The 17,743-nt window shown below is 57.5% G+C and carries 13 protein-coding genes, 1 tRNA gene and 1 pseudogene; 3 read left to right on the forward strand and 12 right to left on the reverse strand.

The window, feature by feature from the left end:
- The first annotated feature begins 29 nt into the window (after positions 1 to 29).
- Complete coding sequence (locus JAB6_RS05375; protein WP_175444500.1) at positions 30 to 1,130, forward strand: SRPBCC family protein; 1,101 nt, start codon at positions 30 to 32, stop codon at positions 1,128 to 1,130.
- Positions 1,127 to 2,302: a zinc-dependent alcohol dehydrogenase gene (locus JAB6_RS05380; RefSeq protein ID WP_034753144.1), complete on the forward strand. Its 1,176-nt coding sequence runs from the start codon at positions 1,127 to 1,129 to the stop codon at positions 2,300 to 2,302. Before JAB6_RS05375 ends, JAB6_RS05380 begins: the two co-directional genes overlap by 4 nt.
- Before the next feature lie 58 nt (positions 2,303 to 2,360).
- On the opposite strand, the gene JAB6_RS05385 is transcribed toward JAB6_RS05380, so the two are convergent.
- Together JAB6_RS05385 and JAB6_RS05390 are read right to left on the reverse strand one after the other, a co-directional pair.
- Entirely contained in the window at positions 2,361 to 3,200 is an 840-nt protein-coding gene (locus JAB6_RS05385) for an HDOD domain-containing protein (protein ID WP_034753622.1), read from the reverse strand.
- Positions 3,201 to 3,276: 76 nt separating this feature from the next.
- On the reverse strand, positions 3,277 to 3,909 hold the full coding sequence (locus JAB6_RS05390; RefSeq protein WP_070301659.1) for a transcriptional regulator: 633 nt from the start codon (positions 3,907 to 3,909) through the stop codon (positions 3,277 to 3,279).
- Positions 3,910 to 4,101: 192 nt separating this feature from the next.
- Between JAB6_RS05390 and JAB6_RS05395 the strand changes: the two genes are divergently transcribed.
- Complete coding sequence (locus tag JAB6_RS05395; RefSeq protein WP_034753140.1) at positions 4,102 to 4,698, forward strand: hypothetical protein; 597 nt, start codon at positions 4,102 to 4,104, stop codon at positions 4,696 to 4,698.
- 508 nt (positions 4,699 to 5,206) lie between these two features.
- Here JAB6_RS05395 and rpoC read toward each other — a convergent pair.
- The 10 genes and pseudogenes from rpoC to JAB6_RS28335 all read right to left on the reverse strand — a co-directional run.
- The gene (gene rpoC, locus JAB6_RS05400; protein ID WP_034753138.1) at positions 5,207 to 9,448 is read right to left on the reverse strand and encodes a DNA-directed RNA polymerase subunit beta'; all 4,242 of its coding nucleotides are present in this window, start codon (positions 9,446 to 9,448) and stop codon (positions 5,207 to 5,209) included.
- Between the two features lie 109 nt (positions 9,449 to 9,557).
- Positions 9,558 to 13,664 carry a DNA-directed RNA polymerase subunit beta gene (gene rpoB / locus JAB6_RS05405; protein WP_034753137.1) on the reverse strand — a complete coding sequence of 1,369 codons (4,107 nt, stop codon included), beginning with the start codon at positions 13,662 to 13,664 and terminating at the stop codon, positions 9,558 to 9,560.
- Between the two features lie 244 nt (positions 13,665 to 13,908).
- Entirely contained in the window at positions 13,909 to 14,280 is a 372-nt protein-coding gene (gene rplL, locus JAB6_RS05410) for a 50S ribosomal protein L7/L12 (protein WP_034753136.1), read from the reverse strand.
- A gap of 67 nt (positions 14,281 to 14,347) precedes the next feature.
- Complete coding sequence (gene rplJ, locus JAB6_RS05415) at positions 14,348 to 14,887, reverse strand: 50S ribosomal protein L10 (RefSeq protein ID WP_034753621.1); 540 nt, start codon at positions 14,885 to 14,887, stop codon at positions 14,348 to 14,350.
- Positions 14,888 to 15,207: 320 nt separating this feature from the next.
- Positions 15,208 to 15,903 carry a 50S ribosomal protein L1 gene (rplA, locus tag JAB6_RS05420; RefSeq protein ID WP_034753134.1) on the reverse strand — a complete coding sequence of 232 codons (696 nt, stop codon included), beginning with the start codon at positions 15,901 to 15,903 and terminating at the stop codon, positions 15,208 to 15,210.
- Positions 15,903 to 16,337, reverse strand: coding sequence for a 50S ribosomal protein L11 (gene rplK, locus JAB6_RS05425; RefSeq protein WP_034753131.1), 435 nt, complete (start codon positions 16,335 to 16,337; stop codon positions 15,903 to 15,905). Before rplK ends, rplA begins: the two co-directional genes overlap by 1 nt.
- 115 nt (positions 16,338 to 16,452) lie before the next feature.
- Positions 16,453 to 17,079 carry a transcription termination/antitermination protein NusG gene (nusG, locus tag JAB6_RS05430; protein WP_034753130.1) on the reverse strand — a complete coding sequence of 209 codons (627 nt, stop codon included), beginning with the start codon at positions 17,077 to 17,079 and terminating at the stop codon, positions 16,453 to 16,455.
- On the reverse strand, positions 17,079 to 17,462 hold the full coding sequence (gene secE, locus JAB6_RS05435) for a preprotein translocase subunit SecE (RefSeq protein ID WP_010394308.1): 384 nt from the start codon (positions 17,460 to 17,462) through the stop codon (positions 17,079 to 17,081). Before secE ends, nusG begins: the two co-directional genes overlap by 1 nt.
- A gap of 32 nt (positions 17,463 to 17,494) precedes the next feature.
- A tRNA-Trp gene (locus JAB6_RS05440) sits at positions 17,495 to 17,570 on the reverse strand.
- A 66-nt stretch (positions 17,571 to 17,636) separates the two neighbouring features.
- A pseudogene (locus tag JAB6_RS28335) lies at positions 17,637 to 17,743 on the reverse strand (elongation factor Tu); the annotation flags it as partial.

Here is a 17,743-nt window from a genome sequence, read left to right on the forward strand (position 1 = left end):
CTAATTCCCATACACAGAAGGGAGGCAGCATGCAAAACGAAGACATCAGCGATGGCGCCACGGCGCGTCCGCCAACATGGCGGCAGCAGTCAGAAATGCCACCGGAAACATCCGGCTCGTCCGGGAATGGGCACGACGCCATTCTTCACTACACGAGCGCGCGCGGCCAGGCCGATGGACGGCTGCAGCGGCACATTCCTGACGATACCACGCATGGCAACCATGGCCTGATCACGGCACTTGGCTGGCTCAGCATCGGACTGGGCCTGGTCCAGCTGGTGGCACCGCGCGGGCTGGCGCGGGCCAGCGGCTTGCGCGGCGTCTCGCCTGTCTGGATACGCGCCATCGGCCTGCGCGAAATGGCTTGCGGCATCGCCTTGCTGCGCGGAGAAAGCAGGCCGGCATGGCGCTGGTCGCGCATCGCCGGCGACGCCATGGATCTGTCGCTGCTGGGCGTGGCCATGGCCAGCCGGCGCAATGCGCGCACGCGCCTGGCGGCGACGGCAGCCGTGGTGGCAGGCGTGACGGCCATCGACTATATCGCCAGCGCACAACTGGCGCCGCGCAAGCTGAGCGAACTGCCCGCGCCCGGCGAAGAGGGGCTGGCGCTGCAAAGGAGCGTGATCGTCAACCGTTCCGCCGACGAATGCTACCGCGCCTGGCGCGACCTGGAAAACCTGCCCCGCTTCATGCCAGGCTTGCAATCGGTGCAGATAATCGATGCGCGCCGCTCGCGCTGGCACAGCGTCGAAGGCGAGTGGATAGGCGAACTGACAGACGAGCGTCCGGGCCAGGGCATGCGCTGGCGCGCGGCGGAAAATCATGCGGAAACGGGCGCGCTGGAACTGTCGCCCGCACCGGGCGGGCGCGGCACCGTGGTCACCATGCAACTGCACATGCAGGCGCCGGTCGGCAAGGTGGGCGCGGCCGTGGTCGGGCTGTTCAGCCAGGCGCCTGCCTACAAGATCGAGACCACCTTGCGCCGCTTCAAGCAGTGGATGGAAACGGGCGAAGTCAGCACCATCGAGGGCCAGCCGTCAGGCAAGCGCAGCTTCAAGACGCGCTTGCTGCACAAGGCTGGTGGCACGGTATCTTCCCCCCGACCGCAAGCAAACGGAGGTGTGTCATGAAAGCCAACTGCTGGCACGGCAAGCGCGACGTACGGATCGAACAGGTGCCCGATCCCGCCATCCTCAATCCCGGCGACGCCATCATCAAAGTCAGTTCCACGGCCATCTGCGGTTCCGACCTGCACCTCTACAATGGCGTCGTGCCTACTATGGAGCAAGGCGATATCCTCGGCCATGAGTTCATGGGCGAGGTGGTGGAGGTGGGCTCCGCTGTGCGCAAGCTCAAGGTGGGAGACAGGGTGGTGGTGCCGTTTCCCATTGCCTGCGGACGCTGCTTCTTTTGCGAGCAACAGCTGTACTCGGTGTGCGAGAATTCCAATCCGAACGCCTATATGGCGGAAAAGATGTGGGGCCACTCGGGCGCAGGCATCTTTGGCTATTCCCACCTGACGGGCGGCTATGCGGGCGGCCAGGCCGAATATGTGCGCGTGCCGTTTGCCGACGTCGGCCCCATCAAGGTACCGGACGAGCTCAAGGATGAACAGGTACTATTTCTCTCGGACATACTGCCGACCGGCTACATGGCTGCCGAAGCCTGCGCCATCACGCCAGGCCAGGTGGTGGCCGTCTGGGGTTGCGGCCCCGTGGGGCAGTTCGCCATCCAGAGCGCTTTCCTGCTCGGCGCCGAGCGCGTCATCGCCATCGACCATTACCCGGAACGCCTGCGCATGGCGCGCGAACTGTCCGGTGCGGAAACCCTGCATTTCGATGCCGTGGACGTGCCCGATGCCCTGCGGGAAATGACGGGAGGACGAGGCCCCGATGCCTGCATCGACGCCGTCGGCATGGAAGCGCACGGCTCCGGCGTCAGCTATATCTACGACCGCCTCAAGCAGACGATGAAATTGGAATCGGATCGTCCCACGGCCCTGCGCGAAGCCTTGATGGCGTGCCGCAACGGCGGCGTCGTCTCGGTGCCAGGGGTATATGGCGGCTTCAGCGACAAGATTCCGTTTGGCTCCATCATGAACCGTTCATTGACCATCAAGACGGGCCAAACACACGTGCAGCGCTACATGCAGCCACTGCTGGAACGGATACAACGGGGCGAGCTCGATCCCGGCGCCATCATTTCCCACCACTTGACCCTGGACGAAGCGCCGCACGGCTACGAAATCTTCCAGAAGAAACAGGAGCAATGCATCAAGGTCGTGCTGCATCCGGGCCCCTGACTGCGCTGGCAGACAGCGCGGCAGGGCCAGGCGAACAATGCGCTGATCTCGGACGAGCTCAGACGAGCAGCGCGGCACTCATCGAACGCACTTCCTCGGCCGATTCGGCGAGGATGCTTTGCAAGGTCTCGTTATCGATAATGAAATCGATGACGGAATCGGAGGGCGTGAGCATTTCCACATACGTCACCTGCAACGGCGACTGCACGGGCGACAGTTGCTTGGCCAATAACAAGGTGTCGAGCAGGGAGTCGGGCGGAATCGACAGCAAGCCATCGCGCAAGCCTTCGATGGCTTCGCTCACGGCCAGCGGGATCAAAAGCTTCTTCATGACTTCGCGGGAAATGATTTCTTCTGCGGACTCCATCCAGTGATCCGCATCGTCGTCGAGCAGGCCGGGAAATTCGTCGGCACGCGACAACAGGTAAAAACCGCCCACCTCATGCACGATGCCGGCAAACAGCGCCGTGTCGGCATCGACGTGCGTCACGCGGCGGGCAAGCACGTGCGCCAGCGCCGCCACGTGGGCCGTGTGCTCCCACAGCTGGGCCGCCTTCTGGCGCAGGACGGGGTCGATGATCTTGCTGCCGAACTGGCGCACGACCATGGCCGCCACCAGCGCGTACAGATTGCGGTAGCCCATGCGCATGACGGCGGCGCGCACGCTGGTCACGGGCGCCGCATCGCCGCGGCTGTAGACGGCCGAGTTGGCCAGCGCGACCGTGCGCGCCGCCAGCAAGGGTTCGGCCAATACCAGCTTGATCGCATGGTCGATATGGCAGTCCGGTTCAGCCAAAGCCAATTGCAATTGCAGTGCGGAATTAACGCTCGTGGGAAACGTTAATTCGCCGCGTACCGCTTGGGAAACAATTAAACCGAAAGCCTGTAGTTTATTCATCATACGATCAATCCGCCTCAGATATTATTCTGGCCAACAATTTCATGCGTCAGAAATTGAATGCCAGGCCCGGCCTTTAGAATACAGATGGCATGTCATTCGTTTGTAATGAAGAACCCGGTAATGCCAGCGCATGCAATAGTGATTCATCGCCGATGACAAACAACTTCGGCTGCTGTAATACCTGCAGCAGAAATGGCTGGCCTTCACGTAGCCGCCGGCGATAATCGGCCAGCGTATATAGGTTGGGATTGATTTTGCGCCGTAAGGTTCGCTCGGCCGGGGCCAATCCCGTCAACAGATCGCCATAATTGGCTTCTTCACCCACCAGCAGCAAGTCGATGGCGCTGCCGGGCATGTCCTGTCCCTTCGCCGTGGCGCCCGACACGAAGGCCAGGTGCAGCTGGGTACGCAAGGGCGCCAGGGCCATGCTGAGCACGCCGACGATGCCGAAGGTTTTCTGCACCAGCCCGCTCAACTCCGGATACACGAGGCTTTCCTTGTTGGGCCAGAAGCGCCGCACATTGCCGATCCGTTCAGAAGTAATCAGGCCGGACTCATGCAGCCGGCGTAGTTCCCGCTGCGCCGACGCGCTGCCCAGCCCCGTCAAGCGCATGATCTCGTTCAAGTGAAAGCCTTCATTCACGCGGACAAAGAGCAGTCCCAGCAGTTTCTGCTGGGCGGGAGTAAACAGGGCTTGGGCAATCATGCGCCAGATATTAGCATGAGCGCACTGGAAATTGGCGTGGCAAGTGCGCTTTTGCTACGCTACAACAGAGTGTGCCGACATGACGGCATCGTGCATAATCGCCATGGTTGCGCACTCCCGAACGATTGGAAAACGGCGTGCCCTCTCACACTCGCAGTTGCCGACAAACGATACTTTCAGGGGAACACTTGTATGTCATCAGCCACCAGCAGCGTGGTCGGGTTTGTCGGAGGACAGCTTGATACGGCGGCCTTTGAACACCTTTTATATCAAGACGCAGAAACAGAGCGCCTGTTGTCGGCGCAGCCGGCGCCCAGGTATGCGCATGCGGGGCACACGCTGTATCACTATCTGATATCGCTCGACCTGCACAATCCGGCGGACGTGCTGAACGCGCAGGGCGCTCTGGCCGAGTTTTTGCACGCCGCCGGCATTCCGCTATTCGTCTCGGAAAAGCCTGGCCAGCTGCACGCGCTTTTACTGGCGGCGCAGCCGAAGTGGCTGGATGTGGATCTGGCCTATGTGGCGGCACTGCTGGACAAGGCACCGCCACATGCGAAAAAAAGTGAACGGACGCAGTGGCTGCGGGCGCAATTGCTCGCGTTATTTCGCTATGCGAAGAAGCCGCCCCGTTGGCTGCAAGCGCCCAACTGGCCCATCGAGGCGCACGGTCCGCTAGTATTTTTGGGACAACTCCCGGTGGACGACTATTTTCATGACGAGGCCGCCGTCTATGTGTTTTACGATGCCAGCAAAAACGAGTGCCGATCAATACTGCAGACTTGCTGACGCCATGGCGTTCCTGGGCGCGGCTTCCTGTTTGCGTGTGTGCTGGAAGGCCGCAGTCATGGACATAAAAAAACGGCACCAGGAATTTCTCCCTAGTGCCGTGCTTATCAGCGAACAGCGCAGATTCATATTTTAATAAGTTAAATAATTAGCGAATGACCGTTGAATGACATACGCAATAAATCTTTCTATTACCTGGAATTTCTATCAATTAAATGATTAAAAATTTCCAAGAAAATAAAGCGGACGACATCCATGCGATTGCAATTAACTATAAATTGTACGCTGCTCGATAAAGAGGACGCTTCGTCGTGTGTTGCCGGGTTTCGATAGCCAAAAGATCGTCGGTGGTTTCACCGGCCAGGGTGGCTTTATTGGCCAGCAACGGGGCTTGACTTTCAACCACTTCCCACGTCTCTTTCTCTTTGCATGCACGGTGGAAGGCCGCAGTAACGGACATAAAAAAAACGGCACCCGAAGGTGCCGTTTTGTCAGCTAGCAGCGCAGATTACGCTTCGTCGCCGTGGTGTTGCTGGGTCTCGATATCCTGCAATGCTTCTGCAGCTTCGCCAGCCATCGAGGCTTTCTCGGCCAGCAGCAGCGCTTGACGCTCTTCCACTTCCCACGCTTCTTTCTCTTTGCGTGCGCGGTGGAAGGCCAAGCCCGTACCGCCAGGAATCAGACGGCCGACGATGACGTTCTCTTTCAGGCCGCGCAGACCATCGCGCTTGCCCATGATCGCCGCTTCGGTCAGCACGCGGGTGGTTTCCTGGAACGATGCGGCCGAGATGAACGAATCGGTCGACAGCGATGCCTTGGTAATACCCAACAAGACGTTTTCGTAGGTCGCTGGAATCTTGTTCTCAACGGCCATGCGATCGTTCTCGTCCAGCAGTTCCGAACGCTCTACCTGCTCGCCAACGATGTAGTTGGTGTCGCCGGCATTGACGATCTGAACACGGCGCAGCATCTGACGCACGATCACTTCGATGTGCTTGTCATTGATCTTCACGCCTTGCAGACGGTACACGTCTTGCACTTCGTCAACGATGTAACGTGCCAGCGCTTCGATACCCAGCAGGCGCAGGATGTCTTGCGGATCGGCCGGGCCGTCCACGATCATCTCGCCCTTGTTCACGACTTGGCCGTCATGCACCAGCACTTGTTTGTCCTTGGTGATCAAGAACTCATGCTTGTTGCCGTCCATGTCCGTGATTTCCAGACGCTGCTTGCCCTTGGTTTCTTTACCGAACGCAACCGTACCCGTGACTTCCGCCAGCATACCGGCATCTTTCGGCGAGCGCGCTTCGAACAGTTCCGCAACGCGTGGCAGACCACCGGTAATATCGCGCGTTTTTTGCGATTCGGTAGGAATACGTGCCAGCACTTCACCAACCGATACCTGTTGACCGTCCTTGACCATGATCAGCGCGCCGACCTGGAAGCCGATCGCCACCGAGTGTTCGGTGCCGGCGATCTTGACTTCTTCGTTCGCGTCGTTGATCAGCTTGACTTGCGGACGCAACGTTTTCGTCAACGAACCGCGACGTTTCGCATCGATCGCCACCAGGGTGGACAGACCGGTCACTTCGTCGACCTGACGGGCAACGGTGACGCCTTCTTCGACGTTCTCGAAACGCACTTGACCGGCGTATTCGGTAATGATCGGACGGGTCAGCGGATCCCACGTTGCCAGGGCCGTACCGGCCTTGATGACCATGCCGTCCTTGACGATCAGGGTCGCACCGTACGGTACTTTATGACGCTCACGCTCACGGCCATGGTCGTCGGTAATCAGCACTTCGCCGGAACGGGAAATGACGATTTGCGCGCCCTTGCCGTTCGTCACGTAACGCATGGTTGCCGTGAAACGGATGGTACCGTTCGACTTGGCTTCCACCGACGATGCCACTGCCGCACGCGATGCCGCACCACCAATGTGGAACGTACGCATGGTCAGCTGGGTACCCGGCTCACCAATCGACTGCGCTGCCACCACACCGACGGCTTCGCCGGCGTTGACCAGCATGCCGCGGCCCAGGTCGCGGCCATAGCACTTGGCGCACAGGCCGAAGCGCGTGTCGCAAGTCAGTGGCGTGCGGACCTTGACTTCATCGATGGACAGACGCTCGATCTCTTCGACCATGTCTTCGTCCATCAAGGTACCGGCTTCGTACAGCGTTTCCTGGGTTTCAGGATTGACGACGTCATGCACCACGACGCGGCCGAGGATACGGTCACGCAACGGTTCGATGACTTCACCACCTTCGACCAGTGCCTTCATGACGGCGCCGTTCATGGTGCCGCAATCATCTTCGATCACCACCAAGTCTTGCGTCACGTCAACCAGACGACGCGTCAGGTAACCGGAGTTAGCCGTTTTCAGCGCCGTATCGGCCAGACCTTTACGAGCGCCGTGGGTCGAAATGAAGTACTGCAAAACGTTCAGACCTTCGCGGAAGTTCGCGGTAATCGGCGTTTCGATAATCGAGCCATCCGGTTTGGCCATCAGACCACGCATACCGGCCAACTGGCGAATCTGGGCTGCGGAACCGCGCGCACCGGAGTCGGCCATCATGTAAATGGCGTTGAACGATTCTTGCGTCGACTTGGTGCCGTCGCGGCGGATCACGTCTTCGACTTTGAGCTGGTCCATCATGGCCTTGCCGACTTCATCCGAGGTTTTACCCCAGATATCGACTACCTTGTTGTAACGCTCGCCGGCGGTCACGAGACCCGAGGCGTATTGCTGTTCGATCTGCTTGACTTCCGATTCGGCCGTCGCGATCAGGGTGACTTTTTGCGGCGGTACCAGCATGTCGTCGACGCAGATCGAGATACCGGCGCGTGTCGCCAGGCGGAAACCCGATTGCATCAGTTTGTCTGCGAACACCACGGTGGCGCGCAGGCCGCACTTGCGGAACGACGTGTTGATCAGCTTGGAAATTTCTTTCTTTTTCAGCGCGCGGTTCAGAACGGAGAACGGCAGGCCTTTCGGCAGAATTTCCGACAGGATCGCACGGCCGATCGTCGTTTCGTAACGCGTTACCGTTTTCTCGAATTCGCCCGTTTCGGCGTTTTTCGGGTATTCGGTAATACGCACGGTGACGCGGGTCGTCAGTTCGACTTCCTTGTTGTCGTAGGCGCGGATCACTTCCGACACGTCAGGGAACATCATCCCTTCGTTCTTCGCATTGATCGCTTCGCGGGTCGCGTAGTACAGACCCAACACGATATCCTGGGAAGGAACGATCGATGGTTCGCCGTTCGACGGGAACAGGATGTTGTTCGATGCCAGCATCAGGGTGCGTGCTTCCATCTGCGCTTCGATCGACAGAGGAACGTGGACCGCCATTTGGTCACCGTCAAAGTCGGCGTTGAATGCGGCGCAGACGAGCGGGTGCAGCTGGATGGCCTTGCCTTCAATCAGGACTGGCTCGAACGCCTGGATACCCAGACGGTGTAGCGTAGGTGCGCGGTTCAACATGATCGGATGTTCACGGATCACGTCTTCCAGGATGTCCCATACGACCGGCTCTTGAATCTCGACCAGCTTTTTGGCGGCCTTGATCGTGGTAGCCAGACCCATCAGTTCCAGTTTATTGAAAATGAATGGCTTGAACAGTTCCAGCGCCATCAGTTTCGGCAAGCCGCACTGATGCAGTTTCAATTGCGGGCCCACGACGATGACCGAACGACCGGAGTAATCGACGCGTTTGCCCAGCAAGTTTTGACGGAAACGGCCGCCCTTGCCCTTGATCATCTCTGCCAGCGATTTCAGCGGACGCTTGTTGGCGCCGGTCATCGCTTTGCCGCGACGGCCGTTGTCCAGCAGCGAATCGACTGCTTCTTGCAGCATGCGCTTTTCGTTGCGCGTGATGATCTCTGGAGCGCGCAGCTCCATCAGGCGTTTCAGACGGTTGTTACGGTTGATGACGCGGCGATACAGATCGTTCAGATCCGAGGTCGCGAAACGGCCACCGTCCAGCGGTACCAGCGGACGCAGTTCCGGCGGCAGCACTGGCAGCACTTCCATGATCATCCAGTCAGGCTTGATGCCCGAACGTTGGAACGCTTCCAGCACTTTCAGGCGCTTCGCGTATTTCTTGATCTTGGCTTCGGATTTCGATTCCTTCAGTTCCACGCGCAGGGTTTCGGCATCGCGGTGGATGTCGATCGAGCGCAGCAGTTCACGGATACCTTCGGCGCCCATGAACGCGGTGAAGTCGTCGCCGTACTCTTCGTACTTGGCGGCGTAATCGTCTTCCGACATGATCTGGCACTTTTTCAGCGGAGTCATGCCTGGATCGGTCACGACGTATGCTTCAAAGTACAGCACGCGTTCGATGTCCCGCAGGGTCATGTCCAGGACCATGCCCAGACGCGACGGCAGCGATTTCAGGAACCAGATGTGCGCGGTCGGCGAGGCCAGCTCGATGTGGCCCATGCGCTCGCGGCGCACTTTGGCCAGGGTGACTTCGACGCCGCACTTTTCGCAGATCACGCCGCGGTGTTTCAGGCGCTTGTACTTGCCGCACAGGCATTCGTAATCCTTGATCGGGCCAAAGATCTTGGCGCAGAACAGGCCGTCGCGCTCAGGCTTGAAGGTACGGTAGTTGATGGTTTCCGGCTTCTTGACTTCGCCGTAGGACCACGAACGGATTTTCTCAGGCGAAGCGAGACCGATCTTGATTGCATCGAAGGTCTCGTTGGTCTGTACTTGCTTGAATAGATCGAGCAGTGCTTTCATGTATCACTCCAGAGGTGATTAAATTTCTATATTCCTGAGACTACATTGCCCGGCGTGGTTTCCCAGCCGGGCTTTGTGTTTCCCAAACCAAATGACAGGGTGCTGTCGTTTAGTTGCGTTCGAGGTCGATATCGATACCGAGCGAACGGATTTCCTTGACCAGCACGTTGAACGATTCCGGCATGCCGGCGTCGATCACGTGGTCGCCCTTGACGAGGTTCTCGTACACTTTGGTACGGCCATTCACGTCATCGGACTTGACGGTCAACATCTCTTGCAAGACATACGACGCGCCATACGCTTCCAGTGCCCAGACTTCCATCTCACCGAAACGCTGACCACCGAACTGGGCTTTACCGCCCAGTGGCTGTTGCGTCACCAGCGAGTAAGGACCGGTCGAACGTGCATGCATCTTGTCATCAACCAAGTGATGCAGTTTCAGCATGTGCATGACGCCGACAGTGACCTTGCGCTCGAACGCTTCACCGGTGCGACCGTCATACATGGTCACCTGGTTTTTCGAAGCGGTCATGCCCAGGTTCTTGGCGATGTCGTCCGGATACGCCAGGTCCAGCATGCGGCGGATCTCTTCTTCATTGGCGCCGTCGAACACTGGCGTGGCGAATGGAACACCTTTTTTCAGGTTTTCCGCCAGCTTCATGATCTCTTCGTCGTCGAAGTCGTTCAGATCTTCCGCGCGGCCGTTGTCGTTGTAGATCGTCGTCAGGTACTTGCGCACTTGTTCGACCTTGGTTTGCGCCTTCAGCATTTCGCCGATGCGGATACCCAGACCCTTGGCAGCCCAGCCCAAGTGCGTCTCAAGAATCTGACCAACGTTCATCCGCGAAGGAACGCCCAGCGGGTTCAGCACAACGTCGGCTGGCGTGCCGTCGGCCATGTATGGCATGTCTTCCACAGGAACAATACGGGAAACCACACCCTTGTTACCGTGGCGACCTGCCATCTTGTCGCCCGACTGCAGGCGGCGTTTCACGGCCAGGTACACCTTGACCATTTTTTGCACGCCTGGTTGCAGCTCATCGCCTTGCGTCAGTTTCTTGCGCTTCTCTTCGAAGGCCAGATCGAACTGGTGACGCTTCTCGTTGATCGATTCCTTGATCGCTTCCAGCGCTACCGCTGCATCGTCGTCCGCAGGGCGGATGTCGAACCAGTGGTATTTGTCCAGATCGGCCAGGTAGTCCTTGGTGATCTTGGCGCCTTTGGCCAGCTTTTTAGGGCCGCCGTTGACAACTTTGCCGATCAGCATTTTTTCCAGACGCTGGAAGGCATCGCCTTCAACGATACGCATCTGGTCGTTCAGATCCAGACGGAAGCGTTTCAGTTCGTCATCGATAATTTGCTGGGCACGTTTGTCGCGCACAATGCCTTCACGGGTGAAGACTTGCACGTCGATCACGGTACCGATCATGCCCGAAGGCACGCGCAGCGACGTATCTTTCACGTCCGAGGCTTTTTCGCCGAAAATCGCGCGCAGCAGCTTCTCTTCCGGGGTCAGCTGGGTTTCGCCCTTCGGCGTCACTTTACCAACCAGGGTGTCGCCGGCCTGGACTTCAGCGCCGATGTAGACGATACCGGACTCATCCAGACGTGCCAGCTGATTTTCAGCCAGGTTCGAGATGTCGCGCGTAATTTCTTCCGCGCCCAGTTTCGTGTCACGGGCAACAACCGACAACTCTTCGATGTGAATCGAGGTGTAGCGGTCGTCCTTGACGACGTTTTCCGAGATCAGGATCGAATCTTCGAAGTTCAGACCATTCCATGGCATGAAGGCCACGGTCATGTTCTGGCCCAGCGCCAACTCACCCAGGTCGGTCGATGCGCCGTCGGCGATCACGTCGCGCTTGGCAACACGGTCGCCCACTTGCACGATAGGACGCTGGTTGATGTTGGTGTTCTGGTTCGAACGGGTGTACTTGATCAGGTTGTAGATGTCGACGCCCACTTCACCAGCGGTCGCTTCGTCATCGTTGACGCGAATCACGACACGGCCCGCATCGATGTAATCGACGATACCGCCACGCAGCGCTTGCACGGTGGTGCCCGAGTCGACCGCAACGGTGCGTTCGATACCGGTACCGACCAGCGCTTTTTCCGGACGCAAGCAAGGCACAGCCTGGCGTTGCATGTTGGCGCCCATCAATGCACGGTTCGCATCATCGTGTTCGAGGAACGGAATCAGCGAGGCAGCGACGGAAACGATCTGGCCTGGGGCAACGTCCATGTACTGGATGCGCTCCGGGGAGACCAGGATGGTTTCGCCAGCTTCACGGGCCGAGACCAGTTCATCGGACAGCATGCCGGCGTCGTTGATGGTCGCATTCGCCTGAGCGATGATGTAGCGGCCTTCTTCGATGGCGGACAGGTAGTCGATCTGATCGGTAATCTTGGAACCTTCGACCTTGCGGTACGGGGTTTCCAGGAAGCCGTATTCATTCAGGCGGGCATACAACGCCAGCGAGTTGATCAGACCAATGTTCGGACCTTCCGGTGTCTCGATCGGGCAGACGCGGCCGTAGTGGGTCGGATGCACGTCGCGCACTTCAAAGCCGGCGCGTTCGCGTGTCAGACCGCCGGGTCCCAGAGCCGATACGCGGCGCTTGTGGGTAATTTCCGACAGAGGATTGGTTTGGTCCATGAACTGCGACAGCTGGGACGAACCGAAGAACTCGCGAATCGCGGCCGAAATCGGCTTCGAGTTGATCAGGTCGTGCGGCATCAGGTTGTCCGCTTCGGCTTGGCCGAGGCGTTCCTTGACGGCGCGCTCAACACGCACCAGGCCGGCGCGGAATTGATTCTCGGCCAGTTCGCCCACGCAACGTACGCGACGGTTACCCAGGTGATCGATATCGTCGACTTCGCCGCGGCCATTGCGCAGTTCCACGAGGATCTTGATCACGGCCAGCACGTCTTCGTTCGACAGGGTCATGGCGCCGGTCAGTTCATCGCGGCCAATGCGGCGGTTGAACTTCATGCGGCCCACGGCCGACAGGTCGTAGCGGTCCGAATTGTAGAACAGGCCATTGAACAGCGCTTCAACGGAGTCTTCCGTTGGCGGCTCGCCTGGACGCATCATGCGGTAGATCGCCACTTTCGCAGCCATCTGGTCGGCGGTGTCGTCGATACGCAGGGTTTGCGAGATGTAGGCGCCCTGATCCAGGTCGTTCGTGTACAAGGTCTGGATTTCGGAAATGTTGGCATCGCGCAGGCGGCCCAACAGATCTTCGGTCAGCTCATCGTTCGCGGAAGCGACGACTTCACCGGTGTCGCCATCGACGATGTTCTTCGCCAATACGCGGCCCAGCAGGTAGTCTTCCGGTACGGAAATGTGCTTGATGCCGGCAGCTTCGATATCACGCACGTGTTTCGCGTTGATACGCTTGTCTTTCAGCACCAGGGTCTTGCCCGACTTGTCGACGATGTCGAAACGCGCCACTTCGCCGCGCAGACGTTCGGCGACGAATTCCATTTCCGCGCCTTCGGAGCGCAGGTTGAAATTGTCGAAGACAAAGAAATTGGCCAGGATTTGCTCATGCGACATGCCGATGGCTTTGAGCAGGATCGTTACTGGCATCTTGCGGCGGCGGTCGACGCGGAAGAACAGGATGTCTTTCGGGTCGAACTCGAAGTCCAGCCACGAACCGCGGTAAGGAATGATACGCGCGGAGAACAGCAGTTTGCCGGACGAGTGGGTCTTGCCGCGGTCATGCTCGAAGAACACGCCAGGCGAACGGTGCAGCTGGGAAACGATAACCCGCTCCGTGCCGTTGATGACGAACGAACCGGTGGTCGTCATGAGCGGCAATTCGCCCATGTAGACTTCCTGTTCCTTCATCTCTTTGACGACGGGCTTGGTTGGCGATTCCTTGTCCAGGATCACCAGACGCACTTTCGCGCGCAGCGGCGACGCGAACGTCAGGCCACGTTGTTGACATTCTTTGACGTCAAAGGCAGGATCGCCGAGAACGTACGACAAGAATTCGAGACGCGCAAAACCATTGTGCGACACGATAGGGAAAATCGAAGTGAAAGCCGACTGCAGGCCATCATTCTTGCGGCCGGACGGTGCTATGTCCTCTTGCAAGAAGCTATGATAAGACTCGAGCTGGGTCGCCAGCAGGAACGGAACGTGGTGAACGTTGGCGCGCTTCGCGAATGATTTGCGAATGCGTTTCTTCTCAGTAAATGAGTAGTGCATGGACACTCCGTGAGTGACAGAAAGGATAGAAAATTCAGGTTTTGCAAGTGTTCGTTTGCACCGCTGCGTGTGACACAGACGAAACCTCAAGGCTCTGCTTTCCGGCTTGAATCGAATAAAAACTGCTGCTACAACTACATGACAAATACGATGCAGACGACAAAGGAGCCAAAGTCGGATTTCCCCCCTTGCGAGGGGAAACCTCAGACTTTGACTCGGGCGCTAACTGCCGCCGGTACAGATATTACTTGATCGAAGCGGTTGCGCCGGCTTCTACCAGTTTCTTCTGTGCTGCTTCAGCGTCAGCTTTCGACACTGCTTCTTTCACAGTTTTTGGTGCGCCATCGACCAGGTCTTTAGCTTCTTTCAAGCCCAGGCCGGTGATTTCGCGAACTGCTTTAATAACGCCAACTTTGTTTGCGCCGAAGGTGTCAAGGATGACGTTGAATTCGGTTTGTTCTTCAGCAGCTGCTGCTGGGCCTGCTGCAGGACCGGCCGAAGCCATAGCTGCTGCGGACACGCCGAATTTTTCTTCGAATGCTTTAACCAGGTCGTTCAGGTCCATTACGGACATGGCGCTAACTGCTTCCAGGATATCGTCTTTGCTAATTGCCATTTTGAAACTCCTAAATTTATTACGTTAGTTACATCAGATTGGTACTGAGAGAAAAAAGCGCGCGCAATTAAGCGGCTGCTGGGGCTTCTTCTGCTGCTGCTTCTGCAGGAGCTTCGGCGCCTTCGCCTTTTTTCGCTGCCAGGGCAGCCAGACCACGTGCAAAGCCCGAAACCGGAGCCAGCATAACGCCCAACAACTGCGAAATGAGGACTTCACGGCTAGGAATGCTCGCCAACGCGGTGACAGCAGCTGTATCCAGCGGCTTGCCTGCGTAGTTACCTGCTTTGATGACCAGTTTGTCGTTGGTTTTAGCGAAGTCAGCGATGACTTTAGCTGCTGCAACGGCATCGGCCGAGATCGAGTAGATCAACGGGCCGGTCATGGCATCTGCCAGGCTGGCGAATGCGGTACCTTCAACGGAGCGACGAGCCAGAGTGTTTTTCAACACACGCAGGTACACGCCTTGGGCACGCGCTTTAGCACGCAGTTGCGTCAAGTGACCAACCTGGATGCCACGATATTCGGCCACGACGATCGTTTGCGCATTTGCTACTTGTGCGGAAACTTCGGCGACGACGGCCTTTTTGTCATTCAGATTGAGACTCACGGTCAACCTCCTTAAATGATGTTCGGCAATCACAACCGAGTGGTTGAGCGCCTTGCATCGGTTCGAACACGGCGTCCGAAGTCAAGAAGTACTAAACTGAGCGGATGAATTCACGCAGCATGAGGACTACAAAACTTGTTCGGGTACACCATCTGCGTTGGGCACTTGCCGTTGCCGGCAAGCCTATTAACCTTCTGCATGTGCGATCGCAGTCGGCCCAACGGTCTTTGATTGTCTGCCTGCCTGGTGCGAACACCGGGCAGACAGCCCAAAGATGCGCCCGCAGCGCCCGAAGGCGCTACAGGACTTGATTCTGTTACTTAAGCTGCCAGGCTAGCCTGGTCAACACGGACGCCAGCGCCCATGGTCGACGACAGCGAAACTTTGCGCAGGTACACGCCTTTGCTCGATGCTGGCTTGGCTTTGTTCAGTGCGTCGATCAGTGCGACCAGATTCGACTTCAGATCTGCGTCAGCGAACGATTTACGGCCGATGGTAGCGTGGATGATACCGGATTTGTCGGTACGGTACTGAACTTGACCGGCTTTCGCGTTTTTCACGGCGGTAGCGACGTCAGGAGTAACAGTGCCAACTTTCGGGTTAGGCATCATGCCGCGTGGGCCCAGGATCTGACCCAGGGTACCAACGATACGCATGGTATCTGGCGAAGCGATAACGATGTCGAAAGGCATGTCGCCGGCTTTGATCTGCTCAGCCAGGTCTTCCATACCAACGATGTCGGCGCCAGCTGCTTTAGCAGCTTCCGCTTTTTCGCCCGACGCGAATACTGCCACGCGTACGGTTTTGCCGGTACCAGCTGGCAGCACGACGGAGCCGCGCACCACTTGGTCGGATTTCTTAGGATCAACACCCAGTTGTACCGATACGTCGATCGATTCATTGAACTTGGCCGTTGCGCACTCTTTGATCAGAGCGACAGCGTTGTCGAAAGCGTACACTTTGGTACGGTCGACTTTGGCTTTCAAAGCCTTGATACGTTTGGATAACTTAGCCATTATACAACACCTTCCACCGTGATACCAATCGAACGAGCGGAACCAGCGATGGTGCGTACAGCAGCATCCATGTCGGCAGCGGTCAGATCAGGGGTTTTCAATTTAGCGATTTCTTCAGCTTGTGCGCGGGTCAGCGTACCGACTTTGTCGGTATGTGGCTTCGGCGAACCTTTGGTGATCGCAGCAGCTTTTTTGATCAGGTAGGTTGCTGGAGGCGTCTTCATCACGAACGTGAAGGACTTGTCAGCGAACGCGGTGATGACGACTGGAATCGGCATGCCTGGCTCCAGACCTTGGGTCTGTGCATTGAAGGCCTTGCAGAATTCCATGATGTTCAGACCACGTTGACCCAGAGCTGGACCGATTGGTGGGGATGGGTTTGCTTTACCAGCTGGAACTTGCAGCTTGATAAAACCAATGATTTTCTTTGCCATGATGGCTCCTATCTTGGATTGAGTAGTAGCGCCCCGCCGATCCTACCCTGGCGGGGCTCCTCTGACCGGATTTCGCTGAGACCGCTGCGACGCTCCTGGTGGCGCTTGATAATACTTAAACTTTTTCGACCTGGCCGAATTCGAGCTCTACCGGGGTAGCGCGGCCGAAAATGGTGACCGAGACGCGCACTTTGGATTTCTCGTAGTTGACTTCTTCGACATTGCCGTTGAAGTCGGTGAACGGACCATCCTTGATGCGAACTTGCTCGCCCACTTCGTACAAGGTCTTTGGACGGGGCTTTTCAACACCTTCCTGCATCTGCTTCATGATGCCGTCGATTTCGCGCGCGGAGATCGGCGTCGGCTTGTTCGACTTGCCACCAATGAAACCGGTAACCTTGCTGGTGTTCTTGACCAAGTGCCAGCTCTCGTCCGTCATTTCCATTTCAACCAGCACATAGCCAGGATAGAAACGACGTTCGGTGACGGACTTCACCCCATTCTTGACTTCAACAACTTCTTCGATCGGCACCAGGATCTGGCCGAACTGGTCTTGCATGCCCGCGCGCTCGATGCGCTCGGTCAGTGCGCGCATGACGCTTTTTTCCATGCCGGAATAAGCATGCACGACATACCAGCGCTTGCTGCTGACTGGCACGCTCAGCGCTGCACCAGTGTCCGCTACCGGAGCGTCGCCCGGAACGGACTCGTCCGCCGCTTCATCATGCACATTTTCGCTCATTATTTTTTCCAACCAAGAATTACGTCATACAACAAAAACTCGAGCAATTTATCCGTGCCCCACAGGAAAATCGCCATGACCAGCACAAAGGCAAACACGATCGCAGTAATCTGCGTGGCTTCTTTGCGGGTAGGCCAAACGACTTTCTTGGTTTCGCGCACAGCTTCTTTGGCGAAATTGAGAAATTCACGGCCGGTCGTCGAGACATACAAGAGCGCAACAGCAATAACCAAACCAGCCACAAGCGCGCTTGCACGCACCAGAGCTGGTTGGCCTGCCAGGTAATAAAACCCGACTACTCCTGCAATCGCAGCCACTATTGCCAGCGCGACTTTTATCTTGTCACTCGACGTGCTAACGGTTTGCACGGATTGATTTGACATTTTTCTACTTTCGGTGCCCTGCACCTTGACGGTGGCAGGGACGGAGGGCATCGAACCCCCAACCTTCGGTTTTGGAGACCGACGCTCTGCCAATTGAGCTACGTCCCTACGTAAAACTTTCGAGGAGTGCTATTCTACCACCCAGGACGCCCCGGGTGGAAGCATAACATTTCCTTATGCGAGGATTTTTGCAACCACGCCGGCGCCGACGGTACGGCCGCCTTCACGGATAGCGAAGCGCAGACCTTCTTCCATCGCGATCGGGTTGATCAGCTTGACGG

Source organism: Janthinobacterium sp. HH104 (assembly GCF_001758715.1).
GTDB lineage: Bacteria > Pseudomonadota > Gammaproteobacteria > Burkholderiales > Burkholderiaceae_D > Janthinobacterium > Janthinobacterium aestuarii.

Coding starts and splice junctions, on each gene's coding strand:
- rpoB (WP_034753137.1), bottom strand. CDS start 13,664: ATGCACTACTCATTTACTGAGAAGAAACGCATTCGCAAATCATTCGCG.
- JAB6_RS05390 (WP_070301659.1), bottom strand. CDS start 3,909: ATGATTGCCCAAGCCCTGTTTACTCCCGCCCAGCAGAAACTGCTGGGA.
- rplA (WP_034753134.1), bottom strand. CDS start 15,903: ATGGCTAAGTTATCCAAACGTATCAAGGCTTTGAAAGCCAAAGTCGAC.
- rplK (WP_034753131.1), bottom strand. CDS start 16,337: ATGGCAAAGAAAATCATTGGTTTTATCAAGCTGCAAGTTCCAGCTGGT.
- JAB6_RS05395 (WP_034753140.1), top strand. CDS start 4,102: ATGTCATCAGCCACCAGCAGCGTGGTCGGGTTTGTCGGAGGACAGCTT.
- JAB6_RS05385 (WP_034753622.1), bottom strand. CDS start 3,200: ATGAATAAACTACAGGCTTTCGGTTTAATTGTTTCCCAAGCGGTACGC.
- rplL (WP_034753136.1), bottom strand. CDS start 14,280: ATGGCAATTAGCAAAGACGATATCCTGGAAGCAGTTAGCGCCATGTCC.
- nusG (WP_034753130.1), bottom strand. CDS start 17,079: ATGAGCGAAAATGTGCATGATGAAGCGGCGGACGAGTCCGTTCCGGGC.
- JAB6_RS05375 (WP_175444500.1), top strand. CDS start 30: ATGCAAAACGAAGACATCAGCGATGGCGCCACGGCGCGTCCGCCAACA.
- rpoC (WP_034753138.1), bottom strand. CDS start 9,448: ATGAAAGCACTGCTCGATCTATTCAAGCAAGTACAGACCAACGAGACC.
- JAB6_RS05380 (WP_034753144.1), top strand. CDS start 1,127: ATGAAAGCCAACTGCTGGCACGGCAAGCGCGACGTACGGATCGAACAG.
- secE (WP_010394308.1), bottom strand. CDS start 17,462: ATGTCAAATCAATCCGTGCAAACCGTTAGCACGTCGAGTGACAAGATA.